25 protein-coding genes are annotated in these 24040 nt (G+C 47.5%); 13 read left to right on the top strand and 12 right to left on the bottom strand.

Features of this window, described 5'->3' with window-relative positions; genetic code table 11:
- Window positions 1-167 precede the first annotated feature (167 nt).
- The 3 genes from FTU69_RS13905 to FTU69_RS13895 all read right to left on the bottom strand — a co-directional run bounded on the left by FTU69_RS13905 (window position 168) and on the right by FTU69_RS13895 (window position 4038).
- Entirely contained in the window at window positions 168-1154 is a 987-nt protein-coding gene (locus FTU69_RS13905) for a malate dehydrogenase (protein WP_005182191.1), read from the bottom strand.
- Window positions 1155-1332: 178 nt separating this feature from the next.
- Window positions 1333-1986, bottom strand: a complete 654-nt coding sequence (locus tag FTU69_RS13900) for a ribonuclease I (protein ID WP_045796419.1) — start codon at window positions 1984-1986, stop codon at window positions 1333-1335.
- 75 nt (window positions 1987-2061) lie between these two features.
- Window positions 2062-4038, bottom strand: a complete 1977-nt coding sequence (locus FTU69_RS13895; protein ID WP_373685100.1) for a transglycosylase SLT domain-containing protein — start codon at window positions 4036-4038, stop codon at window positions 2062-2064.
- A gap of 260 nt (window positions 4039-4298) precedes the next feature.
- On the opposite strand from FTU69_RS13895, the gene miaB reads away from it, so the two are divergent.
- The 4 genes from miaB (at window position 4299) to FTU69_RS13875 (ending at window position 7749) form a co-directional block, all read left to right on the top strand.
- Complete coding sequence (gene miaB / locus FTU69_RS13890) at window positions 4299-5753, top strand: tRNA (N6-isopentenyl adenosine(37)-C2)-methylthiotransferase MiaB (protein ID WP_180104057.1); 1455 nt, start codon at window positions 4299-4301, stop codon at window positions 5751-5753.
- Window positions 5754-5794: 41 nt separating this feature from the next.
- Window positions 5795-6868 (top strand): PhoH family protein, encoded by a 1074-nt coding sequence (locus tag FTU69_RS13885; RefSeq protein WP_016659561.1) that lies wholly within the window; start codon window positions 5795-5797, stop codon window positions 6866-6868.
- A 19-nt stretch (window positions 6869-6887) separates the two neighbouring features.
- A complete protein-coding gene (ybeY, locus tag FTU69_RS13880; RefSeq protein ID WP_180104056.1) occupies window positions 6888-7370 on the top strand; it encodes an rRNA maturation RNase YbeY in 483 nt (160 codons plus the stop codon).
- Window positions 7371-7458: 88 nt separating this feature from the next.
- Window positions 7459-7749, top strand: coding sequence for an antibiotic biosynthesis monooxygenase (locus FTU69_RS13875; protein WP_168381752.1), 291 nt, complete (start codon window positions 7459-7461; stop codon window positions 7747-7749).
- Here the strand turns inward: FTU69_RS13875 and FTU69_RS13870 are convergent.
- Complete coding sequence (locus FTU69_RS13870; protein WP_005182159.1) at window positions 7746-8624, bottom strand: energy transducer TonB; 879 nt, start codon at window positions 8622-8624, stop codon at window positions 7746-7748. The genes FTU69_RS13875 and FTU69_RS13870 overlap by 4 nt on opposite strands.
- Window positions 8625-8863: 239 nt before the next feature.
- On the opposite strand from FTU69_RS13870, the gene FTU69_RS13865 reads away from it, so the two are divergent.
- The 4 genes from FTU69_RS13865 (at window position 8864) to FTU69_RS13850 (ending at window position 11676) form a co-directional block, all read left to right on the top strand.
- Complete coding sequence (locus tag FTU69_RS13865) at window positions 8864-9547, top strand: hypothetical protein (RefSeq protein WP_168381751.1); 684 nt, start codon at window positions 8864-8866, stop codon at window positions 9545-9547.
- 152 nt (window positions 9548-9699) lie between these two features.
- Window positions 9700-10413: a DUF3108 domain-containing protein gene (locus FTU69_RS13860; protein WP_045796415.1), complete on the top strand. Its 714-nt coding sequence runs from the start codon at window positions 9700-9702 to the stop codon at window positions 10411-10413.
- 89 nt (window positions 10414-10502) lie between these two features.
- Window positions 10503-11078, top strand: a complete 576-nt coding sequence (locus tag FTU69_RS13855) for a xanthine phosphoribosyltransferase (protein WP_005182137.1) — start codon at window positions 10503-10505, stop codon at window positions 11076-11078.
- Between the two features lie 217 nt (window positions 11079-11295).
- On the top strand, window positions 11296-11676 hold the full coding sequence (locus tag FTU69_RS13850) for a hypothetical protein (RefSeq protein WP_005182135.1): 381 nt from the start codon (window positions 11296-11298) through the stop codon (window positions 11674-11676).
- A gap of 536 nt (window positions 11677-12212) precedes the next feature.
- Here FTU69_RS13850 and wrbA read toward each other — a convergent pair.
- A complete protein-coding gene (gene wrbA / locus FTU69_RS13845) occupies window positions 12213-12809 on the bottom strand; it encodes an NAD(P)H:quinone oxidoreductase (protein ID WP_104470746.1) in 597 nt (198 codons plus the stop codon).
- 112 nt (window positions 12810-12921) lie between these two features.
- Here wrbA and FTU69_RS13840 point away from each other — a divergent pair, with 112 nt between their 5' ends.
- A complete protein-coding gene (locus tag FTU69_RS13840; protein WP_180104055.1) occupies window positions 12922-14169 on the top strand; it encodes a YihY family inner membrane protein in 1248 nt (415 codons plus the stop codon).
- Window positions 14170-14212: 43 nt separating this feature from the next.
- Here FTU69_RS13840 and yddG read toward each other — a convergent pair whose 3' ends face one another.
- From yddG to FTU69_RS13805, 7 genes are all read right to left on the bottom strand, one after another.
- Entirely contained in the window at window positions 14213-15103 is an 891-nt protein-coding gene (gene yddG / locus FTU69_RS13835) for an aromatic amino acid DMT transporter YddG (protein WP_160241633.1), read from the bottom strand.
- Window positions 15103-16017, bottom strand: a complete 915-nt coding sequence (locus FTU69_RS13830; protein ID WP_127799009.1) for a DMT family transporter — start codon at window positions 16015-16017, stop codon at window positions 15103-15105. The genes yddG and FTU69_RS13830 overlap by 1 nt, the downstream gene beginning before the upstream one ends.
- Window positions 16018-16175: 158 nt before the next feature.
- Window positions 16176-16580 (bottom strand): biopolymer transporter ExbD, encoded by a 405-nt coding sequence (locus FTU69_RS13825; RefSeq protein ID WP_005182129.1) that lies wholly within the window; start codon window positions 16578-16580, stop codon window positions 16176-16178.
- Entirely contained in the window at window positions 16580-17203 is a 624-nt protein-coding gene (locus FTU69_RS13820) for a MotA/TolQ/ExbB proton channel family protein (protein WP_005182127.1), read from the bottom strand. The genes FTU69_RS13825 and FTU69_RS13820 overlap by 1 nt, the downstream gene beginning before the upstream one ends.
- Window positions 17204-17223: 20 nt before the next feature.
- A complete protein-coding gene (locus tag FTU69_RS13815; RefSeq protein WP_180104054.1) occupies window positions 17224-18009 on the bottom strand; it encodes an energy transducer TonB in 786 nt (261 codons plus the stop codon).
- Between the two features lie 206 nt (window positions 18010-18215).
- Window positions 18216-19082: a formyltetrahydrofolate deformylase gene (gene purU, locus FTU69_RS13810; RefSeq protein ID WP_005182122.1), complete on the bottom strand. Its 867-nt coding sequence runs from the start codon at window positions 19080-19082 to the stop codon at window positions 18216-18218.
- A gap of 70 nt (window positions 19083-19152) precedes the next feature.
- A complete protein-coding gene (locus FTU69_RS13805) occupies window positions 19153-19863 on the bottom strand; it encodes a TetR/AcrR family transcriptional regulator (protein WP_005182118.1) in 711 nt (236 codons plus the stop codon).
- Window positions 19864-19978: 115 nt separating this feature from the next.
- Between FTU69_RS13805 and FTU69_RS13800 the strand changes: the two genes are divergently transcribed.
- The 4 genes from FTU69_RS13800 (at window position 19979) to FTU69_RS13785 (ending at window position 23882) form a co-directional block, all read left to right on the top strand.
- Window positions 19979-21442 (top strand): coniferyl aldehyde dehydrogenase, encoded by a 1464-nt coding sequence (locus tag FTU69_RS13800; protein ID WP_180104053.1) that lies wholly within the window; start codon window positions 19979-19981, stop codon window positions 21440-21442.
- A gap of 164 nt (window positions 21443-21606) precedes the next feature.
- Window positions 21607-21843, top strand: coding sequence for a 50S ribosomal protein L28 (gene rpmB / locus FTU69_RS13795; protein WP_000048256.1), 237 nt, complete (start codon window positions 21607-21609; stop codon window positions 21841-21843).
- A gap of 16 nt (window positions 21844-21859) precedes the next feature.
- The gene (gene rpmG / locus FTU69_RS13790) at window positions 21860-22015 is read left to right on the top strand and encodes a 50S ribosomal protein L33 (RefSeq protein WP_003654787.1); all 156 of its coding nucleotides are present in this window, start codon (window positions 21860-21862) and stop codon (window positions 22013-22015) included.
- 148 nt (window positions 22016-22163) lie between these two features.
- Window positions 22164-23882 (top strand): cation:proton antiporter, encoded by a 1719-nt coding sequence (locus FTU69_RS13785; RefSeq protein ID WP_075167257.1) that lies wholly within the window; start codon window positions 22164-22166, stop codon window positions 23880-23882.
- Window positions 23883-24040 lie beyond the last annotated feature (158 nt).

Below are 24040 nucleotides of genomic sequence, written 5' to 3'. Positions count from 1 at the left end.
AGTGATGGGAGAGCATGTTCAAGAGTGGATTCTAAATGTTCAGATAAAGACATAAAAAAATGAGCGTATTTACATACACTCATTTTTACTACATTTTTCTAATATTTGCTTAACTGACTGGCATTACCCCAAATGGAGTGCTTTTTCTAACTTAGTTCAACACTAAATTATTTCACCATGTCAGCAATTGCTGCACGTTCTTCTTCAAGCTCGTTTAGCGTGAAGTTGATACGCTCACGGCTGAATTCGTCGATTTCAAGACCTTGAACGATCTTGTATTCGCCATTTTCGCAAGTTACAGGGAAACCGAACATTACGCCTTCAGGGATACCGTAAGAACCATCAGAAGGAATACCCATGGTTACCCATTCGCCGTTTGTGCCAAGCGCCCAGTCACGCATATGGTCGATTGCAGCGTTTGCAGCAGAAGCAGCAGAAGACAGACCACGCGCTTCGATGATTGCAGCACCACGTTTACCAACAGTTGGAAGGAATACGTCTTTGTTCCATTCAGCATCGTTGATTTTGTCTTTCAAGCTTTCGCCGTTTACGTTCGCAAAACGGTAGTCAGCATACATTGTTGGAGAGTGGTTACCCCAAACTGTCATGTTTTTGATGTCAGAAACTGCAACACCAGCTTTTTGAGCAAGTTGAGTCAACGCACGGTTGTGGTCAAGACGTAACATTGCTGTGAAGTTCTTCGCTGGAAGATCTGGAGCAGATTTCATTGCGATGTAAGCATTCGTGTTCGCAGGATTACCTACAACAAGAACTTTAACGTCACGGCTCGCAACTTCGTTCAGCGCTTGACCTTGACCGATGAAGATTTCACCGTTGACTTTAAGAAGGTCAGCACGTTCCATACCTGGACCACGTGGACGTGAACCAACTAAAAGTGCATAGTCAGCATCTTTGAATGCAACTTTAGGATCATCAGTACCGATCATGCCAGCCAATAATGGGAAAGCACAGTCGTCAAGTTCCATCATTACGCCTTTCAGCGCTTGTTGAGCTTTCTCAACAGGAATTTCTAATAATTGAAGAATAACTGGTTGGTCTTTACCCAACATTTCACCGCTAGCGATACGGAATAATAGGCTGTAACCAATTTGACCAGCAGCGCCAGTAACGGCAACGCGAACAGGTTGCTTCATGTAATTATCTCCAGTTGAGAGGATAGTTAATGCGATTAAATAGCTGTTCTATCTAATCTTAATAATCATAAACGGCAAAGATTGTACTCCAATCCTTTGTCAGATGCATGTAAAAGGCTATGGATTTCAACAAAAGTCTGATAGGAAATATAAATAAAATGCCGAAAAACGTCGGGTTTTAGTATGAACCTTTAATAATAAAGGCCGATGGACACTGGGTTTCCACGCTACTGCTGCACTGTTTATAGCGCCCATTCGGGCTATAGCAGATTTTCAATTCGGTTAAATAACTTTTGGCCTGATGCGAAGTGCACTGAAAATGAATGCTCTTGGAATGCATGCCCGGATTCAGGCGAATAAACAGCCGGTTCAGTTCATTCTGCTGCACTACGGTAGTTTCCTGACCAGTCAGCACCGCCGGGACTTTCAGCCGGTCGGCATAGTTAATAATGGTACGAAAATACTGGCTGGCATTCATCGGTACGCAGCCACCAATACCCTGCCACAATTGCACCCGGGCATGTTCATCGGGCATGACCCGTGCCACCACTTTGGCCTGAATGGGAGACAGTTTGGCTGAAGAGCTGGTTTCGCAGTCACGACGGGAGGTTTCCGGATACAGCCCGGTAATATTCAGCGAGTAGCCTTGCAGGCATTTCCGCTGCTTGGCGCGGTTGCTGTCAAACATGCACACGGCGGGTGTCATTTGTACATCCATGACATAGCCCTGCACCGTGGCAGCACATGCAGCACTACTGAGCAATACCCCCGCCCCACCCGAAATCAGGATGAGGATTCCCGCTGGCTGCCCCCCGGCTGTCAATTTCTTCATTCTCAAACTTAGCACCTTCTCGTGTCGTTTTGAGTCCCATCCTCCTGCATCCATGCAGGAGACACCCCATCTTGTTTACTGCTTATTGCGCATTGGAATCTGCTGCATACGTTTACTGATTGATTGCGCGCCCTGACCCAGCAATAATCCATAGTGCGTGGCATTGGTCATGACGTGTTTAACGTAATCGCGTGTTTCCAGCAACGGAATGGATTCGGTATATTGATCCGCTGCCATGTTTTGAAATTCAGGCTGCCAGCGACGGGCACGGTTTGGCCCGGCATTATAGCCCGCAGTTGCTAAAACCGAGTTATTACTAAGCTGACCCTGGATGGTCGACAGATAAAACGTGCCATAACGAATATTGGTATTCATATCGGTGAGTGCCGCCGGATTATAGGTTTCCCCCATTTGGCGGGCAATTAAACGCGCGGTATCCGGCATAATCTGCATTAAACCACCCGCCCCGACATGCGAACGCGCCGTAGTCACAAAACGGCTTTCCTGACGCATCAGGCCATAGGCCCAAGCCGGATCAATCCCGGCGTTCTGGCTGTGGCTGACCACATAATTCTTGTGCGGCATAGCATAACGGTACTGATAGTTATGCTGCTTGGTGGTGCGGTCTGCCGCATAAATGGCCCGGTCATACCAGCCCATATCGGTGGCGCGTTTGGCTGCAGCCAATAACAGACCATCATCATGTTTTAAATAGGCCTGACGCACAGCCCAGTTCCATTCACGGTTAATATAACTGGCCGGTGCATTAATCTGGCGCAAGGCAAAGGCACGTCTAAAGTGAATATCCTGATTTAAACGCTGCATATCCTGCGAACTTGGCTCACGGCTCACAGGAATCGAAGAATAGCTGTATCCGAGCTGATCTTTGGCCAGCAAATTGTGGTAATCATCACCCTGAGCCAAACGTTTATAAATCGCGTCAGCACTGCGTTTTGAAGTGGCATCGCCACGCTGCTCAGAGGCACGCGCCAGCCAGTACTGCCAGCGGTCTTCCTGCTTTTGCGACACGCTCATGGCATCAATCGCGCGAATTACACTTTCCCAAGCACCAAAACGAATCGCCTGACGGGCATAAATTTCCGCTTCTTCCGGGCTAAATGGCAGTCCATAGCTGGCATCCAGCGCATTCAGTACTTCACGGTTAAAATTGTTCTTCATGACGGTGGTGCCGCCAATATAGCCCACAGCACGATACAAGGCGCGCTGCACCGACTGCGGGGTACCTTCTGCAGCACGTTTCACCGCAGATAGAGCCGAGTTCAGGTCGGTATCGGCCAGGCGGCCCAAGGCATAAATCAGATAAGCCTGATCTTCAGCACTGGCTTTTGGTGCAGACCATAAATAGTTAAGCGGGTTGGCCTGAATGCTGTTCAGCTGCGACAGACTCAGGTTTAAACCTAGTCCCTGTGCAGTGGCAAGCGCCTGTCCGGATTGGCCGGCACGCAGCTGCACCCACAAACGCTGCTGTTTATCTTCCTGGGTCATCAGTGGGCTGGATAACATCATCCGGCCCAGACCGGTACAGGATTCCGGCTGCGAATTGGTGGTTAGCCAGACATCTTTAAATTCGGCAAAAACCAGCGGATCACCCGACTGGGCACGCACCTGCGCCACGGCACAGCTTTCGGCACGGTCGGCATTGGTCACATAGGGCAGCACTGATACAGCATTGCTAAAATCGGCCTGTTTGACTTTTTCTTCGACATAGTCAGCGGCCAGTTTTTCTGCCATGGCCGACTGTGGATAACGCTGGGCAAACTGCACAATCGAGGCGGGTGACTGAGTGGCCAGATTGGTATTTAAAATCCAGTATTCCGGATAATAGCCGAGCACATCATTTTGCATGACACTTTGATATTGCTGCAATAAAGAGAGGTTACTGGCATTGGCTGCCCGCAGCGCATCATTAAACTGCTCTTCGGCTGCGTACAAGGTTGGGAAAATGCTCAGTGATGCCAAACCTAACACAAGCTTTTTGCAAAAAATTCTTTTCTTTTCAGTCCATGTGCGCATGTGCCTATTTTCAGTCATTACTTCGCCTCTCCTCTCTTACCGCAATATACTAAAACAGTTTCATTATTCTCAAACACCTCAATTGTTGTGTTATGTAACCTCATGATTAAACAATATTAATTTTCGAACAATTTTAATTGATAAATCAATCTTCTGCTTCCCTCATTTAGGGCTATAAGTTTATACCCAGTTCCTGTTAAAATACGCGTTTTTCTATCACCTCTGCCGTTCAAACATTTCAGAACGGACGATCTCGATTTTATCCTTCAGGAGCCTACATGACGGTTCAAACCTTCATTCCAAATGGTGCCAAAGCTGCCGCAGAAAACACTGTTACCCAGCCACAGCACACCCCAGCCGACGGTTCAGTGAAAAAGCTGTACATCGAAACGCAAGGGTGTCAGATGAATGAGTATGACAGTCATCGTATGGCAGATCTTTTAGGCGATTCTCACGGCTATGTGCTAACCAGCAATCCGGCCGATGCCGATATCCTGCTGATGAACACCTGTTCCATCCGAGAAAAGGCTCAGGAAAAAGTGTTCTCGGAACTGGGCCGCTGGCGCAAACTGAAAGAAAAAAATCCGGATCTGGTGATTGGCGTAGGTGGCTGTGTTGCTTCTCAGGAAGGCGACAATATTCAAAAACGTGCGCCGTATGTCGATATGGTGTTTGGCCCACAGACCTTGCACCGTTTGCCACAAATGCTGGATCAGCATAATGATCAGGTTGAAAAACCGAAAAAAGAAAAAATCAAGCTGGTGGATATTTCTTTCCCGGACATTGAAAAATTCGACTTCCTGCCAGAACCGCGCGTCGAAGGTTTTAAAGCCTTTGTGTCGATTATGGAAGGCTGTTCCAAATACTGTTCTTTCTGCGTGGTGCCCTATACCCGTGGTGAAGAAGTTTCACGTCCACTCGATGACGTCCTGGCGGAAATTGCTGGTCTGGCAGAAAAAGGCGTACGTGAGATTTCACTGCTCGGTCAGAACGTGAATGGTTATCGCGGTGAAACTTTTGACGGCAACATCTGTACCTTTGCTGACCTGTTGCGTTTGGTCGCCGAAATTCCGGGGATTGGCCGTTTACGTTATACCACTTCGCATCCACTAGAATTTAATGATGACCTGATTCAGTGCTACCGTGACTTGCCACAAATGGTGTCGCATTTGCACTTGCCAGTACAAAGTGGTTCCAATGATGTATTACAGGCCATGAAACGTAACCACACCATTGATGTTTACATCGAAAAAATTGCCAAGTTACGTAAAGTGCGTCCGGACATGCATTTATCTTCCGACTTTATTATTGGCTTCCCGGGCGAAACTGACGAGAATTTTGAAGAAACCTATCGGTTTATCCAGGATATGGACTTCGATCATTCGTACAGTTTTGTCTATTCAAAACGTCCGGGCACCCCGGCTTCTGAACTGCCGGACAACACTCCGGAAGATGTCAAAAAAGAACGTCTGGCCAAAGTGCAGCAATGGATTAAACAGTCCAGTATTGACAAAACTGATGCCATGCTCGGCACCGTGCAACGTGTGTTAATTGAGAGCGTGTCGAACAAAGATCCGAATGTACTGGTCGGCACGGCAGACAATACACGTTTGGTAACATTTATTGGTGATCCGGCTTGGGTCGGACGCTTTGCGGAGATTGAGATTACCGAGATTAAAACTTTAAATTTAGTTTATGGTGAACTCTTGAATCTTGAACCAGACGTGGCGTAATGTAAGGGAACAATACGACTACTTCTGAATAAGGAATTCTCTTGACTGCAGCAATTCGACGTACAGTAAATTTTCCTGGCATTTCAATGGAACGTCTCAAAAGCATGCTCGGTGCTTATAACGGCCACTTGAAACAGATTGGACAGCGTCTAGATGTGCAAATTTCTCATCGAGGTGATGCCTTTTTTATTGATGGTGAAATAGATGCAGTTGAGAGAGCCGAGCTCTTGCTTCAGCGTTTATATGAAGAATCGGAAAATTCCAGCCAGATTAGTGCCGACACCTTACACATGATGATTCAGGGCAGCCAGACTGACCGTGAATTGCAGATTGATGAAGAGCAGGAACATACCGGTTTAGATGCGGTCTGGTTACAGACCCGCAAAGGCCGGATTAACCCGCGCGGTGCCAACCAGAAACGTTATGTGCAGCGTATTTTACAAAGCGATATTTCGTTCGGGATTGGCCCAGCAGGAACCGGTAAAACCTACCTGGCGGTAGCTGCAGCCGTCGATATGCTGGAGCGTAATGAAATCCAGCGGATTTTACTGGTCCGCCCTGCGGTTGAAGCCGGTGAAAAACTCGGTTTCCTGCCGGGTGATTTAACCCAGAAAATTGACCCGTATTTGCGCCCGCTGTATGACGCGTTATATGAAATGCTCGGCTTTGAAAAAGTCGCCAAGCTGATTGAACGTCAGGTGATTGAAGTCGCGCCACTGGCCTATATGCGTGGTCGTACCCTGAACCATTCTTTTGTGATTCTGGATGAAGCGCAGAACACCACACCAGAACAGATGAAAATGTTCCTGACCCGTTTGGGCTTTGGCTCACGTGCCGTAATTACCGGTGACGTGACTCAGGTCGATTTACCGCGTGGTCAGCAGTCTGGTCTGGCGCATGCCCTGCGCGTGCTGGAGCACGTCAAGGAAATTCATATTACCCGTTTCCATTCACGTGATGTGGTGCGTCATCAACTGGTGCAAAAAATTGTTGAAGCCTACGAAGGCTGGGACAGTGAGCAACAACGTCTGAGTGCAGAAGCCCGTGCCGAACGCAAAGCCCGTCAGGAAGCGCTGATTGCAGAAAACGATGCCAAGGCCGATGCGCAGGACTAAACTGATCTAAGGATATATTTTGAAACTGAGTCTTTCTCTACAACAGGATGTTCAAGCCCCTGAACTGGTCTTGAAACGTAGCTATATCAAAAAAGTTGTAGAAACCACCTTGCGACATATTGGCACCCAAAGTGACTGTGAAATCGGGATCGCCTGTGTCGACAATGAAGAAAGCCATAAACTGAATCTGGAATATCGCCTGAAAGACAAACCGACCAACGTGCTGTCTTTCCCAAGTGAACTGCCCGATGAAATGGCCGAATTTCTTGATGCTTTCCCCATTGGAGATTTAGTGATCTGTATTCCGGTGGTGCTACGCGAAGCGAATGAGCAAGGCAAAGCACCGCTGACCCATTTCACCCATATGCTGGTGCATGGCACCTTGCATTTGATGGGTTATGATCATGAAACTTCAGATGAAGATGCTGAAGAAATGGAAGGCATTGAAATTGAAATTCTGGATAAGCTCGGTTTTGAAAACCCGTATTTAGAACGCGATTAAAGTAAAAAATGAAGAAGCGGGCTTAGGCTCGCTTTTTTTATAGGGTTTATTTTATGATGAGATGAATAAAAATAGATAAGCCACAATCATGAAATACGTTGTTATTTTTAAAGCGAAAATTAAAAAACTTGATCCTCTGTATTTTGCCACAGCACAGCAGTTATGTCAGAAAGCCTTAAGCCAATTCCGCTGCATTCATTTTGAAACATTAACAGAAGGTTTATCTGAAATCGCCCTATCCTATTGGCATGATCTTTCAAATATACACGCTTGGCATTTAGATGCGGAACACCAAGTCGCACAACAACTCGGACATAACACTTGGTATGAAAATTTCAGTGTTGAAATTTGTGAAGTATTACGTCACTACAAACGCTAGCGCACCTCAAACTCCGCCTCAGCCGGATCAAAACGCCAGGTCCGGATAATGCGTAGCTCGGAAATATCTTTCATCTTGGCATCAAAGGCACCAAAAGGAGCAGCTTTTCGTACTGAGGCTTTAGCAGCTTCATCCAGCATGGCATGCCCCGAGCTTTCAATTAAACGAATCGCGCGAATCCCGCCGTTGGCATTTAAAATCACCATTAAACGTACTTCACCGGCCAACTGTTGCTGCTTGGCCGCTTCCGGATAATAACGGTTACCATAAAATTCGACTTTCTGACGGAATTTTTCCAGATAACCGGCTGCGACATCCTGCTTGGCCTGAATTCCATCTACGGTTTTAATTTTCTGCTGACGGCTGAAATTTTGCTGACGCTGTAAATACTGCGCTTCCAGACTGGCCACCATCGCCGCTTTGGCCTGAAACTGGCTGTTTAATTCTTCCAGCGCTTTTTTACGCTGGTTTTCCGCCGCCTGCTTTTGCCAGCTTAAGGTGGTCATTAGCACTTTTTCTTCAAAGCTCAGTTCACGCTGCTGCTGCAAACGCTCAAGACTTTCCAGCTGCTGATCACCGGCACTCTGTTCAATCATTGGTGCGGGCATATCGCTGGACATGCGGTGCGCTTCCCGGAAGGTGCCAGAACCCTGCTGGTCGGCCTGTGCTAAAAAGTCGGCATCCTTAATTTCGGTGGCACTTGGTCTTAAGCTGACTGCAATTTCCTTGACCGCGGCATCGCTTTGCTGTGGCATGACAAATTGCACCGTTAACACAGCCAGATGCGAAAGTGCCGCCAGCGTCAGTACGGTGCCAAATAGTGGATCTTTCCACCACTGCTGCGTCAAAGGTGCAAAATGAAATTTCTTTAACATCACATTAATCCGACAAAATCGCGGATTCCCCAAATCGTATAAAACGAGATAAAATAAGACTGGTTTTTACTTTTGAAAAAAAGCGAGACACTCGTCAACATGTCGTGTCACGATAAATAAAATCTTGAAAATGGTGCAGTTTATTTTGCTAAACTGCAAGCTTCAATTGGCGTATTTTTAATACAATTCGACAAGATCTCTGCAAAGTTAATAAAGATTAACCCATTGGAATGCCCTGTATGTCCCCTCTTATCTCTCTCATTTCAAAACGTTTACGTCAGATGTATCAGAAGGCTGAAGGATTTATTGAAGATGAGCGCGAATTTCCAATGTCTCAGGTTTTTCTGAATGCGACCTTTCAGCGCTTTGTCACCGACAATGTCAAAATGCTGAAAGACTTACATGCCGATTTACATGACGACTGGCTGCGTCTGTATGCGACCCTGGACTACAACGGGCTGTATATTACTTTGTCGGTAGATTTGAAACTGGTGCAGATGGAACTGAATAAAAATGTCCAGCTGATTGTATTTGAACAGATTAGTGATACCCAGGTGATTGAAGCCAAATATCCAAGCATCCTGCATAAGCTGGGTGTGCGGTTTGCGCTGTTCTTCTATCAGAAAGTGCTGAACAAAGATCCACTGGGCATGATTCTGCAAAAACTGAATGTGATTAAAGTTAAAGATGATCTATTACATTTAGACCTGAACCGCTGGCTGGGCAAGAACCGCTCGATCATTGACACTCTGGGCAAAGTGCATGTCAATCATGCGGTGTTGCGTGAAGCCGAACTGGTGGTCATGGGCAATGTCAACCTAACCGCCCTATTTCGAAAAATTGCTCAAGATCGCGATCGTGAAGAAGCCGAAGAAGCACAAACGGCCACAGAAGTGACGCCCATCAAACAGAAAAAGAGCTAAAAGCTCAGGGAAAAAGATTGCAGATACCTATCAGGATTGCTACACAAGCTTTACATAAAGTGCATATTTGCAAATTTTCTCTTCATCATTCAAGCGCATAATAGAACAAAGCACAATGTGCGCTTATTTACAGCATAGGAAACAATTTACTTATGGCTAAACACGTATTGAAAACGATGGGCATGGCAGCGGGAGTTTCGACTGCACTGTTATTTGCAGGGTTCTCAAGCCAGACTTTTGCCATGAGTCCATTCCAGGCCAGTTATCAGTTCAGCTATAACGGCAAAAACCTTGGCTCTGCGACCCGAACCCTAAGCAAATCCGGCAATCAGTGGAACTATGTTTTTGCCGCCAAAGCCGGCGGGATTGCTTCGGCCACGGAAACCAGCCGCTTCACCTTTGAAAATGGCAAAATTGGTTCTTCCAGCTTTAGCCGCAGCAGCAAAATCCTGATTCATAACAACACTATGAGTATTCACTTTAATCCGGCGGCGAAAAAGATTAATACCAAAAAAGACAAAGAGTCGCGTTCATTTGCCTGGAAAGCCGGTGTACTCGATGAGCTGAATGCCGAATTGCAGATTCGTGAAGACTTAAAAAATGGTTCGCTCAAATCGACCTATTACCTGGCCGATGCCAAGGAGGTCGAAGCACGTAAATTTGTACGCCAAGGCAGTGAAAGCGTAAAAACCAATTATGGCACCTTTGACACCATTAAAGTGGCGATTAAGCATGACAAGCCGGGCCGTGAAACCATTTTCTGGTTAGCGCCAAAACTGGACTACTTACCGGTGAAAGTGACCCATCTGGACAAGAAGAACTCTTATGGCCTGCTGTTAACCGGCTATAAAGGCCCAACAAGTTAATCATTTTCTCGATTTTTGCTTGCATTTTTTCAGGTGCTTTTTAAAATACGCTTTTGCTTTAAAAAGCACCTGCTGTTGAGGATTCTCCCGTGCACGCACTAGAACAGAAAATCTTAGCTGAAGGTATCGTTCTGTCTGAAGAAGTTCTGAAAGTCGATTCTTTCCTAAACCATCAAATTGATCCGGTCATGATGCAGCAAATTGGTCAAGAATTTGCGCGTTTGTTTAAAGATGCCGGCATCACCAAAATTATTACCATTGAAGCGTCAGGTATTGCACCGGCAGTCATGGCAGGTTTAGAGCTGGGCGTTCCCGTGATTTTTGCACGTAAATATCAGTCTTTAACCCTAAAAGATGACCTGTATCGCTCTAAAGTGTTTTCATTCACTAAACAGGTCGAAAGCACCATCGCAATTTCAAACAAGCACATCAGCTCAAGCGACAAAGTGCTGGTGATTGATGACTTCCTGGCCAATGGCCAGGCGGCTTTAGGTCTGGCTGATCTGATTCATCAGGCCCAAGCAGAAGTGGTCGGTATTGGTATTGTGATTGAAAAATCCTTCCAGCCAGGTCGTGACCTGCTCCTGGAAAAAGGCTACCGGGTTGAATCTCTGGCGCGTGTGAAGTCACTGGCCAATGGTACGGTTGAATTTGTTCGCGACTAAGACTTTGTCTGCAATTTATATCTAAAAGAGCACTCAGGTGCTCTTTTTTTTATGGCGATGTGATTTACAAAATTCTCTACCACGCTCCAGACCGAATGGCTTAGCATAAGCCTAACGGCAAATTCTGAGCGTTTTGACCAAGGTCAGCTAACGCCTTTTGTCCTAAGCTATTGGCTCTTTGGATTGACCCAGCATTTTTAGAAGGCACTCTACACTCATGACACAAGACAATCCGTTGATGGAACACAGTATCGTCTGTCCGAAATGTGGCTCAAATCAGGTTGAAAAGCGCAACCATGAACAAAACTTACAAAAAATTGGCGGAGTATTGCTCGGGTCGGCCGGAACAGCAGCCGGAACTGTCGGCGGGGCCGCCTCCGGTGCCTCTTTAGGCGCTGCCATAGGCACCGTGGCGGGACCGTTGGGGGTGATTATGGGCGGTACCATTGGTACCTTTGTGGGTGCAATTAGTGTCGGCATTACCGGCGGTTTTCTGGGTCATCGCTTTGGTAAAAAAGCCGGGGTCATTGTGGACCAGAATATCTTCCTGGATTTTCAGTGCCTCAACTGCAAACACCGCTTTAAAGAAAAACTCTAACACCTTTGAGGTGAGGTCGATGGAGGGTGCGAGCTCACCAACGGAGCACCGCATACATTACTTCTGTGTCGGGGCGCCTTGTTCAGTCGCCGCTGGCTCTTTTGAGCTGGCCTGATCTTTGGCTTTGGTTTGTGCTTTTTTCTTCAGGATAATCCGGATGATGCACCACGCTTGCTACTGCAGGACAGCACCAGACTTAGACTCAGCACACTAAATCCCATAACGAACCACATTTTCATCTCGTATTCCTCAGTAGTTTGGATTTTTCTCAGCGTGCATGACGGCAAGGTGCTCTTTTCCTCCACAGGAAAGCACCCAACCGATCATGAATAGGGAGAGAACCGTCACAGCATAGGCTGTGTATAGAAAGACTATTAGATGCCGAATCGGGGTGATCGAAAATCACCAGAAGCAGTCATTTTCACATGAAATTCATTTAAATTAACAATCAAAAAACCAGCCTCAACAGCAGAAAGCCATTAACGGATCTGAGCGCTATTTTGGCCTTGCTGCTGCTATTTTTTTAAAGCTATTTTTTAAGCGCTGTGCAGTTTTTTCACCACGTCCGCTAAACGTAATCCTTGCGCTTCACAAAGTTTCTTTTCATCCTGACTTAAACTCTGGTCATGACGCGGGCCACTGACATGCGACGCACCATAAGGCGTACCGCCGGTTTTGGTATTGGATAAAGCCGGATGGGCATTACTGAGTCCCATAATCATCATGCCATGATGAAATAACGGCGGCAGCATGGTCAGCAAAGTGCTTTCCTGGCCACCGTGCTGTGAACCCGATGAAGTAAATACACAGGCCGGTTTATCGTGCAAAGCGCCGCTCAGCCACAGACTAGTGGTCTGATCCCAAAAGAATTTCATTTCCGAGGCCATATTGCCAAAACGGGTCGGCGAACCAAGCGCAAGACCGGCACAGTTGGCCAGGTCATCCAGGCTACAGTAAATATCACCTTCGGCCGGAATACTCGGCTCGGCAGTTTTGACCACCGCGGCAATATTCGGTACTGTACGTATTTTTACCGCTACGCCTGCTGCCTCTACCCCGTTGGCAATCAGATGGGCCATTTCACGGGTGCTGCCATATTTGCTGTAATACAGAACTAAAACATAGGGTTGCATAATGTTATCTGTAGAGTAAAAAAGAAAACTATACGGTATTTTGCTGTATTTTTGGTTAAGCTGGCACAGGAAAACACAGAAAGATCACTAAAAAAATCGAGACTTTAGCCGCATGATTGTTGAGTATTTAAAAAAGCTGCCCTTTTATGACCACCAGTGGTTCCAATTCGTGCTGTTTGTATTACGCCGTTTTGAAGCAGACCGCTGTCGTGAACAGGCCGGCTCGCTCACCTATACCACACTGTTTGCGGTGGTGCCAATGCTGACGGTTTTTCTGGTCATCATCTCCTCGATTAAAGCTTTAGAACCGGCGCGTCAGCAGTTACAGCAGCTGATTTACAGCAACTTTCTGCCCAAAACCACCATCGCCTTTGATAAGGCCCTGAATGCCTTTACCGATAAATCCAGCAATCTCACCATTATCGGGATTCTGTTCCTGTTCATTACCACTGTACTGATGCTGACCAGTATCGAAACTGCCTTTAACCGGATTTGGCGGGTAAAAGAAACCCGAGGCGGGATTATGGGCTTTATGCGCTACTGGACCATTATTTCGCTGGGGCCGATTTTACTTGGCAGCGCCTTTGTGCTGTCATCTACCGTTGCCTCGATGAATGTACTGAGCAATAACTTTGCCGGTTATGAGGTCAACGGTGCTTTTATTCTGTGGATCATTTCCTTTTCCCTGACCATTGTCGGCTTTTTTATTCTGTACTGGACCATTCCCAACCGCAATGTGCCGATTAAAGCCGCGCTGATTGCCGGCATCTTTAGTGCGGTGGTGTTTGAGGCATTAAAAAACCTGTTCGGCTTTATCATGTCGAATTTCACCAGTTATGAAATTGTCTATGGCGCCTTTGCTGCCGTGCCGATTTTCCTGCTGTGGATTTTTCTGTCGTGGAATATTATTTTGCTGGGCGTGGAAATCAGCTTTGCCCTCACCGCTTTTAATTCCGGCAAAGACCAGAAACGCCATCCGATGATTATGCTGCTGGACCTGCTGGAGCTGTTTTATCAAAAACAGAAAAAAGGCGAAAGCGTGACCGAGCAGGAAGCACTGGAAGTACTGGGCCGCGATGAAATTGGCCGTTTACCGAATTATATCTGGATGCTGGAGCAGCAAAACCTGATTAAACGCACCGATAACGATGAACTGGTGCTGGTACGAAATTTATCGCAGGTCAATTTCTGGAGTTTTTATACCCAGCTGCCTTATCCGCTGCCGCAGCGCAAAGATGTCGGCAATATTCATCCGGATGATGAATGGATGCAGAAACTCGGACCGGCGCTGATTGAAGCCGATGACTATCTGGCAGCCAAGCTGTCGATTCCATTGTCGAAAATTTTTGAAGAAAAATAGAGGTAGCACCTGCTGATCTTTAAGGCCGGGAAATAAGCGCCAGCTAAGCGGAAATTTCGCTGGTGCTTTTCCAGCAGATCAGCGCACCCAGACTGACCAGACTACAGCCGAGCCAGAACACCCAGCCAGGCTGTAGCTGCAACAGCCACATCGAGATCAATGAAGACAGCACCGGAATAAAATAGGTGGCCAGAATTAGCAGCTGAATACGACCAAACTGAATACTCTGGTTCCAGTTATGATAGGCCATCCCAATCAGGGCACCGGCCAGCACAATCCATCCCCATAGCGAAAGGCTTGGCCATTGCCATGGCTCATCCAGTCCTACATGCAGCGCCCACAGCAAACCCGCAGTCACCACAAAAAACAGTGACACTGCATTGCTGCCTTGGGCATAGGCTCGGGTCAGCGCCCCGTAGCAGGGCCATAACAAGGCCGCTAAAAATGCCAGACTATAAGCCAACGGATTTTCCGTCAGTACGCTCCAGAGCTGGGCCAAGTTCCAGATCTCCGGATTGACCACCAGCATCAAGCCCAGTACGGCCAGCAAAAAGCCTGGAATTACCGCCCAGTGATAACGCAGCTGTTTGGCCAGAATCGCCAGCACAATACTCAGCGGCGGCCACAGATAATTGATCATGGCAATCATCAGCACCTGTTCGCGCTGTGTCGATAAAGCAATCGACAGCAGGAACAGAATTTCATAGCTGACAAATAATGCCCCACTCCCCCAGAGATAGATTTTCGGCATCTGGCTAAGTTTGGGCCAACCTTGGTGCAGCAGAATCACCAGCGCACTGACACTATAAATAAGCGCAAGTGCCAGCACCGGACTGAGCTGCTCACTAATCAGCTTGACCACACCTACTAGGCTGGCCCAGATCAGCAGTGAGCTCAAGCCCAGTGCAGTAAAGCGTTGTGATTGGCTCAGCATCAGGCCACGCGCCGCTTGAACCAGCCCTGTGCGCTGACCATAACCACGCCCAGCATCACCAGGATAGCACCCATAATAAAGCTGTGTTCCAGTTGCTCACCCAGCAGCCACACGCCGAACAGCACCCCAAATAATGGGGTTAAAAAAGAAAATACCCCCAAGCGTGAGGCCAGATAGTTTTTCAGTAACCAGAACCAGATTAAATAACTGGCAAAAGAAATCAGAATGGCATGAAACAACAGGCTGCCAATAGCGACCGGACTCCAGTGCACCACCGCCTGTCCGGACCAGTAGGCCAAAGGGAATAGCACGATAAAACCGCCCAGCAGCTGATAGAATAAGGTTTGGGTGGCTGGTGCTTCGGCCAGCGGGGTTAAGCGCACCGCTATGGTAGTGGCCGCCCATAAAATACCGGCACATAAAGCCAGAAAGTCGCCATAGAGCATGGAACTGGTTGCGGCACTGAGCTGACTGTCACGCCCCAAAAAAGTCACCACAATGCCCAGAAAAGCCAGCAGAATACCGCTCCATTGCAGCAGGGAAAGCCGTTCACTGGGCAGCTTCCAGTGCAGACCTAAAGCTACAAAAATTGGCGCGGTATACAGCAGCACCACGGTATGGGAGGCCGAGGTAAAGCGGATGGCTTCAGCCAGCATAAAAAATTCGGCGGCAAATAGCAGCCCGACCAGCAAGCCCGGATACAAATACGTCGGTGTCCATAAATGCACACCTTGAGCCAGCCGGATTAACGGCCAGACCAGCAGCGCAGAAATCCCGGAACGCAGCGCCATTTGCATTAGCGGTGAAATATCAGGCGCGGCAATTTTCAGCACCACCTGCTGCAGTCCCCAGAAAATACACAGCACAAACATTATGCTGGCTGCTCTGGCATCCAGTGCCTGTCGTTGTTTCACCAAAATTCCTTGAAAATTCTCGTTTTTCCCTAGCCTACCTTAATTGAATTGGCAGGCATTTAAAATATGTGCTGCACGCTTTTCCTGCAATTTGCACATAAACAGCTGCCATAAAAAAACGACCCGTGATGGGTCGTCCTGAGTCTGGCCTGTCACGTTTAGTTATCGCTGACAAAGGCAATATCACTGAGTCCGGCTTCACTCGCACGTGACATTACCTGGGCAACGGTATCATAACGGGCATCTTTGTCGGCACGTAATTGTACCGTTGGCTTACGTTCCTGCTCGCCTGCCGCATTTAAACGGTTTTCCAGCTCATCCAGACTGATGATCTGATCATCCCAGGCCACTTCACCCGAAGCATTAATGCTAACGGTAATCGCCTGTGGTGGTGGATCAATAATTTCTGCCGTGGTTTCTGGCAAGGTTAATGGTATTGATGGGTTGGCAACGGTCGCTGTCACCAGGAAGATGATCATCAAGACCAGCATAATGTCGATGAGCGGAATGAGGTTCATCTCATTCATGCCGCTATCGTTGTCTTCACCCAATTGAAATGCCATTAAGCCTGACCTCCCACTAAACCTTGCTGTGCAGTTTTCACTTCAGCCTGAGCGGTCGCAGAATCCTGCTGTAGCATGGTGTCAATTAACAGGTTGTGTGCATGATCTTGCAGCTCATGTGACAAGGTCCGGTTAAAACGGCTACAGATGTTATAGGCAATAACTGCTGGAATCGCGACAGCCAGACCAAAACCGGTCATGATCAGTGCTTCACCGACAGGCGTCGCCACTTGGGCAAGGCCAGCCTGACCGCTTTTACCCACCGCTACCAGCGCGTGGAAAATCCCCCATACGGTACCAAACAGACCGACAAACGGTGCCAGCGATGCAATAGTTCCGAGTACCGATACGCCTTTTTCTGCAGAGGCTTTTTCTGCCGAAATCTGGCGTAACAGCGCCTGCTCTGCCACGGCCTTGCGCTGTTCAAAACTTAAAGGCGCAAATTTGGCTTTCAGGCTGTTCAGCGCTTGAGCGAGTTGAGCATAGGCTTGCTGTTTAAGTTGGCGGGTGCCCATCAGACGCAGCACAAAAATTGTCCAGGTCGCAATCGACATTGCCAGTAACACGAAATACAGTGTTTTGCTGACTGCATCTGCATGTTGCCAATAAACTGAAAAGTTCATACTCGAACTCCTGATTAAAGTTAGCCGTTAGGATTCAATGTCAATTCAAAGGGTTGCTCGGCACGAATTGGATAAGCAACGCCATTTTCCTTGTACGGTTTGAATTTTGCACTACGCACAGCGCTTAAAATCTTTTCATCTAAAGCAGCAATGCCGCTTGAACGGGTGATCCGCGCACTGGTGATTGAGCCTTTTTCATTGGCTTCAATTAAGACCACCACGCTACGGGTTTCACCCTGTAAATCTCGGTTGGTATACGATGGTTTTGGTGAGCGGCTCCACTGCACGCCCGAACCCCCAATGGATACCGATTTGGTTGCTGGCACAGCCGGTGCAGGCGGCGCTACTGGCGCAGGCTGTACCACCTGTTGCGGTGCCGGTTTCACCACTTTGGTTTCAGAAACCGTGGTGGTAACCGTTGGGGTTGGCTGCGGCGTTGGCTCAACCGGTTTGACCACAGGTTTTGGCGCTTCGGCCTTTTTCACCTGCTGGACTTTTTCCACTTTTTTCGGTGGTGGTGGCAATGGTTTTTCAACCACTTTCACTTCTTTGACTTCTGGTGGCTTAGGCTGTGCCGGTTTTGGTTCTGCTTTTGGTTGTGGCGGTAAAGGTTTTGGGGGTTCCTGAATTTTGACAAAGCGGACTTTTAGCGGCTCCTTGTCAATCGGTTTCAGTTCCGGTGATTCCATCTGGCTAACCGCCCACAACACCCCGATATGGCCAATAACCACGGCCACCAGTGCAGACAGCACTTTCTTTTTCATGGGATGAGGAGATTGCATCATGGGAGTAGAAGATGGACTCATTAAACTCAGTTACCTTAAAGAGGTGATAGCCAGTTTCAGATTTGACCTATCAAGCTCATCGGTTAGCACAATTAAAGTACCGCAATGATAAATGAGAAGTGTTTTCATTTGCAACAATTAATTTGGCTATTTTAATGGCTTTTTCAAATAATCAATAAAAAAGGCATACTAAAAGTATGCCTTTAAATCTGGTGATTCACAACAACTTATTGGAATACCACTGTTTTATTGCCATCGACAATAATCCGGTCTTCCAGATGCCATTTCACTGCACGCGCCAGCACGTTACGCTCCACATCCTGACCCAGTTCACGCAGCTGCTCGACAGTAAAATCGTGGCTGACACGCTCCACATCCTGCTCGATAATCGGGCCCTGGTCTAAATCCGCGGTCACATAGTGCGCAGTTGCCCCAATCAGTTTCACGCCTTTGTCATAGGCTTGCTGATACGGGTTGGCGCCAACGAAAGCTGGCAGGAAGGAATGGTGAATATTGATCACTTTCATTTCCCATTTGCTGACAAATTCTTCATCCAGAATCTGCATATAACGTGCCAGCACCAGTACATCATTGCCCTGCATCAATTCATCAATTTTGGCATAGGCTTCGCGTTTATTTTCCTTGTTAACCGGCACCACTTCAAATGGAATACCAAAGTTCTCAACCGCTTCACGTAAAGTTTCGTGATTCGACACCACTTTGGTGATTTCACACGGCAGACCACCACGCGCATGACGCCATAACAGTTCCAGCAAGGCATGATCGACTTTAGACACTAAAATACCGACCTTTTTCACATCGGCCACCAAGGCCAGACGCCATTGCATTTCATAACGCTCGGCCACATTGCTGGCAAAGGTCTGGATCAGGCTTTCACGACGGCTTTGCAGATGATCCAGCTCGAATTCAACGCGCATGAAATAACGCCCGCCCTGAGCTTCAGTCGCGTATTGATCAAGTGCGGTAATATTTGCTCCCTGATGATACAAAAAGCTCGATACAGCCTGCACGATACCTGGCTTATCCTCACAAGTAATCAGTAAACGTGCAGTATTCGCAGTCGTCATATTCATGTTGGTTTATATCACTAATCAGTTAAATTGAAAAAATAAGCCGGCTATTCTAGCGCGTTTCCTTAACATACTAAATAGGGGAATCAGTTTCTGTATTCTTGCTTGAAGATAAGCTGGCAAACAGTTCCGATGAACCCAGGGTCTGTAACAGGCCTTCATAGGTTTGACGGCTTTCACCACGCAAATACGCCCCTTCCAGGAATACCATCTGACGCAGCGCCTGCCAGACCCACTTCTCTTCCAGCGTATTCGAGTCGGTAATATGCCCCGACATATACAGGAAGTTGGTCCAGTTGGTCAGCACAATCCACAGGTTAATAATTAAGGCTTCAATTTCCGAGTCGGTCATTTCCATTAAACCGGCTTCCACGAAAGCTTTATAAATTTTTTGTCCCTGCTGCATCACCTGTCCGGCAAAACGCGGATACATTTTGCGGAAATCTTCGTTATTTTCCACCAGATGATAGACATCCCGATGCAAAAAGCGGTAGTTCCATAACTGGCTGCTAAGGACCTGAAAGTAATGAATCTTATCGTTGGCATCCAGCGGACGGTCATCTGGCAAGGCCAGCATGCTCAGGGTTTCGGCCTGATACTGCTCCATCAGCTCTTTAATAATTTCGTTTTTATTGCGGAAATGATAGTACAAATTACCCGGACTCATGCCCAATTCAGCTGCAATATGATTGGTCGTCACGACACGTTCGCCACGTTCATTAAAAAGTTGCAGGCTTAACTGCAAAATACGTTCTTTGGTTTTCACCGTTTTCGAGTGTGACATCCTAAAGTAACCATTCTTTCAAACTGTTAAGAAACTAACAGATAAAGTAACTTGACTATTTAGAGTAAATACTCTAAAAACTAAATTAATTGATTCAATCGAATGGTAACACGCCATGAACAGTCAAACAAAAACAACTTCGATGACCACTCCCGACAGCACGCCCCATAACCTTGATGCACAACGTTTACATGATGTTCTGGCCTTGCAGAAATACGCCTATCAGCGCTATCCGCTGCCAACTGCCAAAGAACGGATTGACCGTCTGGCACGGTTAAAACGGGTGCTGGTGAAATATCAGGATCAGTTTGCCGAAGCAATTAATGAAGACTATGGTAACCGTTCGATGGACGAGACCAAAATTGGCGAATTACTCACCTGCCTTGAACATATCAAATACTACAGCAAAAACCTTAGCGGCTGGATGAAACCGTCCAAGCGACACGTCGGAATTATTCATCAGCCGGCCAAAGCCTGGGTGCAATACCAGCCTTTGGGTGTGGTCGGCATTATTGCACCGTGGAATTATCCGCTGTTACTGTCGGTCGGTCCGTTAATCTGCGCTTTAGCAGCCGGCAACCACGCCATGATTAAAATTTCCAGTGCCTCGATGCATTTTGGCCGCGTGCTGGAAAATGCCATTGCTGAGGCTTTCCCGCAGGAACTGGTGGCGGTCATTACCGGCGGCGGTGCGATTTCCGATACCTTTAGTCATCTGTCCTTCGATAAAATGATTTTTACCGGTTCGACCAATGTCGGTAAAACCGTGATGGCGGCGGCAGCCGAAAATCTGGTGCCGGTGATTTTAGAGCTGGGCGGTAAATCGCCCGTGCTGGTGCATCCATCAAGTGATATGGCCGATGTTGCCGAGCGGATTGCGGTTGGTAAACTCTGGAATGCCGGACAGACCTGCGTGGCACCGGACTATATGTTCCTGCCTAAAGGCAAAACCGCCGAATTCCTGGGTCATTATGAACAATATATTAAGCAGATGTATCCAAGTCTGCGCGACAATCAGGATTACACCTCCATTATTAATGACAAGCAGTACAACCGGCTGCAGGGCTATTTAGACAATGCCCGTGAACAGGGCGCCCAACTGATTGAAATCAATCCGCAAAATGAACTGCTGGACGATGTACGCAAAGTCGCTCCGACCGTACTGACCGGGGTCACCACCGAAATGAGCATCATGAAAGAGGAAATTTTCGGACCACTGCTGCCCATCATGGAATATGAACAAATTGATGATGTAATCGAGTTTATTAATAGCCGTCCGCGTCCACTTGCATTATACTACTTCGACTTTGATCAGGCGCGTGCCGACTATGTCGCACAGCGTACCCATTCAGGGCATTTCGGACAAAACATGGTACTGACCCATGTCGCACAGGATGACTTACCATTTGGTGGTGTCGGTGCGTCAGGGATGGGCAAATATCATGGTCCCGAAGGATTCTTCAGTTTGTCGCATGAACGCTCGGTGATGTCTAATCCGAAGCTGTATAGCTTGAAATACATCCTGCCGCCGTTCAATAAGCCGATTCACAGACTAATTTCAAAGATGCTTCTTCGCTAAATGATCAAGGCATGAGCTATTAGCATGGCTCGTGCTGCGTTTTCCTGAAAATCGCTTGTCTTTTAAGCGCATTTTTGGTATAAAACGCCCCTTGAATGAATTCATCCGTTTATTTTTGACTGGCCATACAGATTTGCTGTTGGCTAAATCAATGGAGTTACACCATGTCTAAGGTTTGCCAAGTTACCGGCAAGCGTCCAGTCGTTGGTAACAACGTCTCACACGCCAACAACAAAACTAAGCGCCGGTTCGAGCCGAACCTGCACCACCACCGTTTCTGGTTAGAAAGCGAAAAACGTTTTGTACGTCTTCGTTTAACCACTAAAGGTATGCGTATTATCGACAAATTGGGCATTGAAAAGGTTGTTGCTGACCTACGTGCTCAAGGTCAAAAGATCTAAGTAAGGAGTCAGGACAATGCGTGATAAGATTCGCTTAGTTTCTACAGCTGGTACAGGTTATTTCTATACCACGACTAAAAACAAACGTACTATGCCGGAAAAAATGGAAATCAAAAAATTTGATCCAAAAATCCGTCAACACGTAATCTTCAAAGAAGCTAAAATCAAATAATTTTGGCTTTTTGAAAAAAACGACCTCTCTGCAGGTCGTTTTTTTTTGCACTTTTTTTCTTCCAGTTGTTAAAATTTCCTGATCTTTTCAATCTGGCACTCTCTGTGCTTGTCTTTTTTACCCTTAACCTTGGCTTAAGGAGTTGTTAGTGCCGCATGATGTAGAACTTATTATCTTATTGGCTGTCGGCTTTGGACTGGCCTTACTGTTCGGCTATATTGCCGCCCGTTTACGTTTACCGCCCCTGATCGGTTATCTGGTGGCTGGTATCCTGATTAGTCCAAATACGCCCGGCGTGGTCGGTGATATTCACCTGGCCAACCAGCTGGCTGAACTGGGTGTGATGTTCCTGATGTTTGGCGTCGGGATGCATTTCTCGCTCAATGACCTGATGCAAGTCAAACGGATTGCCCTGCCCGGTGCCATCCTGCAGATTACTGTCGCCACTTTACTGGGGATTGGAGTCTCGATGATGTGGGGCTGGAGTTTCGGCTCTGCACTGGTGTTCGGTCTTAGCCTGTCCTGTGCCAGTACGGTAGTTCTACTCAAAGCACTGGGGGATCGCGGCCTGCTAGACTCGGTCAACGGCAAGATTGCCGTGGGCTGGCTGCTGGTCGAAGATCTGGTGATGGTACTGGTGCTGGTACTGTTACCGGCTACTGCGGTCCTGTTGGGTGGACAGGCACTTGCCGGTAGTGCAGCTGATGAAAACATCTGGCTGACACTGGGCATTACCCTGTTAAAAGTCACCGGCTTTATTGCCTTTATGCTGATTGTCGGAAAACGATTGGTACCCTGGATTATGCAGGTGGTGGCGCGTCTAGGTTCCCGTGAACTGTTTACCCTGACTGTGGTCGCGGCGGCCGTGTCAATTGCCTTTGGTGCCTATAAAGTCTTTGGTGTGTCGATGGCACTGGGCGCCTTCTTTGCCGGTATGGTGGTGAAAGAGTCTGACTTTAGCCATCGTGCTGAAGAAGAAACCCTGCCGCTACGGGAGATTTTCTCGATCCTGTTCTTCGTGTCGGTGGGGATGCTGTTTGACCCGCGGATTCTGCTGGAAGAACCGCTGCATGTGCTGGCAGTGGTCGGCATTATCATGATTGGTAAAACCATTGCCGCCATGGCCCTGGTCCTGTTCTTCCGCTACCCGATTAACACTGCATTAACGGTGGGTGCTTCACTGGCGCAGATTGGTGAATTCTCCTTTATTCTGGCCACGCTCGGCGTATCGTTACAGCTGCTGTCTCTAGAAGGTCAAAACCTGATTCTGGCCGGTGCCCTGATTTCCATTACCTTAAACACCTTCCTGTTTTCGGCGATTGAACCGGTACAGCGCTGGATTCGCGAGCGCTCACATCTAGCCCGTTTGCTGGAACGCAGTGGCGACCCGCTGGCGATGTTACCCGATGAAGTTTCACAAGATTACCTGCGTGATCAGGTGGTGATTATTGGCCATGGTGAAGTTGGCCGCCGCATTACCAAAAACCTGATGGCAGAAAATATCAAGGTGGTGATTGCCGAAGAAAACCGTGAGATTGTCGAAAACCTGCGGGAAAAAGGCATTGCTGCGGTATCTGGTGTGGCCACTGAGCCTGGAGTACTGATTCAGGCACATATTCAACATGCCCGTTTACTGGTGATTTCACCGATGGACATTATTGATATTCATAAAATTGTTGATATTGCCACCACTTTGAATCCGCAAATTCAGGTGCTGATCTGCGCGGAAAGCAAAGAAGAAGCCGAAGTCATTCGCCGTGACAATATCGGTGAGGTGTACTTTGCCAAAGAAGAAATGGCCAAGAACATGAGCAATCATATTTTAAACCAGATTGAAATTGCCCATCATCAACCACCCTCACATTAAGCCTCAGGCACAAAAAAGCGCACCTTCAGGTCATTGCTGTCCCACAATTTTTCACAAGAGGAAGCTCATTTGAGCTTCCTCTTGTTTTATGGGTATTTTATCGGGTGAAAATAAAGCTTTTAAAGTTCTTCTTTCAAACAAATTCACTTGAATTATTC

The sequence above is a fragment of the Acinetobacter sp. YH12134 genome, assembly GCF_013418555.1.
Lineage (GTDB): Bacteria > Pseudomonadota > Gammaproteobacteria > Pseudomonadales > Moraxellaceae > Acinetobacter > Acinetobacter indicus.
The sequence above is the reverse complement of the archived record's forward strand: the minus strand, read 5'-3'. Positions and strand labels throughout refer to the sequence as shown.

Bases quoted from the DNA above. Each gene is read 5' to 3' on its own strand.
- FTU69_RS13905 (WP_005182191.1), bottom strand. From the start codon at position 1,154: ATGAAGCAACCTGTTCGCGTTGCCGTTACTGGCGCTGCTGGTCAAATT.
- FTU69_RS13900 (WP_045796419.1), bottom strand. From the start codon at position 1,986: ATGAAGAAATTGACAGCCGGGGGGCAGCCAGCGGGAATCCTCATCCTG.
- FTU69_RS13895 (WP_373685100.1), bottom strand. From the start codon at position 4,038: ATGACTGAAAATAGGCACATGCGCACATGGACTGAAAAGAAAAGAATT.
- miaB (WP_180104057.1), top strand. From the start codon at position 4,299: ATGACGGTTCAAACCTTCATTCCAAATGGTGCCAAAGCTGCCGCAGAA.
- FTU69_RS13875 (WP_168381752.1), top strand. From the start codon at position 7,459: ATGAAATACGTTGTTATTTTTAAAGCGAAAATTAAAAAACTTGATCCT.
- FTU69_RS13870 (WP_005182159.1), bottom strand. From the start codon at position 8,624: ATGTTAAAGAAATTTCATTTTGCACCTTTGACGCAGCAGTGGTGGAAA.
- FTU69_RS13865 (WP_168381751.1), top strand. From the start codon at position 8,864: ATGTCCCCTCTTATCTCTCTCATTTCAAAACGTTTACGTCAGATGTAT.
- FTU69_RS13860 (WP_045796415.1), top strand. From the start codon at position 9,700: ATGGCTAAACACGTATTGAAAACGATGGGCATGGCAGCGGGAGTTTCG.
- FTU69_RS13850 (WP_005182135.1), top strand. From the start codon at position 11,296: ATGACACAAGACAATCCGTTGATGGAACACAGTATCGTCTGTCCGAAA.
- wrbA (WP_104470746.1), bottom strand. From the start codon at position 12,809: ATGCAACCCTATGTTTTAGTTCTGTATTACAGCAAATATGGCAGCACC.
- FTU69_RS13840 (WP_180104055.1), top strand. From the start codon at position 12,922: ATGATTGTTGAGTATTTAAAAAAGCTGCCCTTTTATGACCACCAGTGG.
- yddG (WP_160241633.1), bottom strand. From the start codon at position 15,103: ATGCTGAGCCAATCACAACGCTTTACTGCACTGGGCTTGAGCTCACTG.
- FTU69_RS13825 (WP_005182129.1), bottom strand. From the start codon at position 16,580: ATGGCATTTCAATTGGGTGAAGACAACGATAGCGGCATGAATGAGATG.
- FTU69_RS13820 (WP_005182127.1), bottom strand. From the start codon at position 17,203: ATGAACTTTTCAGTTTATTGGCAACATGCAGATGCAGTCAGCAAAACA.
- FTU69_RS13815 (WP_180104054.1), bottom strand. From the start codon at position 18,009: ATGAGTCCATCTTCTACTCCCATGATGCAATCTCCTCATCCCATGAAA.
- purU (WP_005182122.1), bottom strand. From the start codon at position 19,082: ATGAATATGACGACTGCGAATACTGCACGTTTACTGATTACTTGTGAG.
- FTU69_RS13805 (WP_005182118.1), bottom strand. From the start codon at position 19,863: ATGTCACACTCGAAAACGGTGAAAACCAAAGAACGTATTTTGCAGTTA.
- FTU69_RS13800 (WP_180104053.1), top strand. From the start codon at position 19,979: ATGAACAGTCAAACAAAAACAACTTCGATGACCACTCCCGACAGCACG.
- rpmB (WP_000048256.1), top strand. From the start codon at position 21,607: ATGTCTAAGGTTTGCCAAGTTACCGGCAAGCGTCCAGTCGTTGGTAAC.
- rpmG (WP_003654787.1), top strand. From the start codon at position 21,860: ATGCGTGATAAGATTCGCTTAGTTTCTACAGCTGGTACAGGTTATTTC.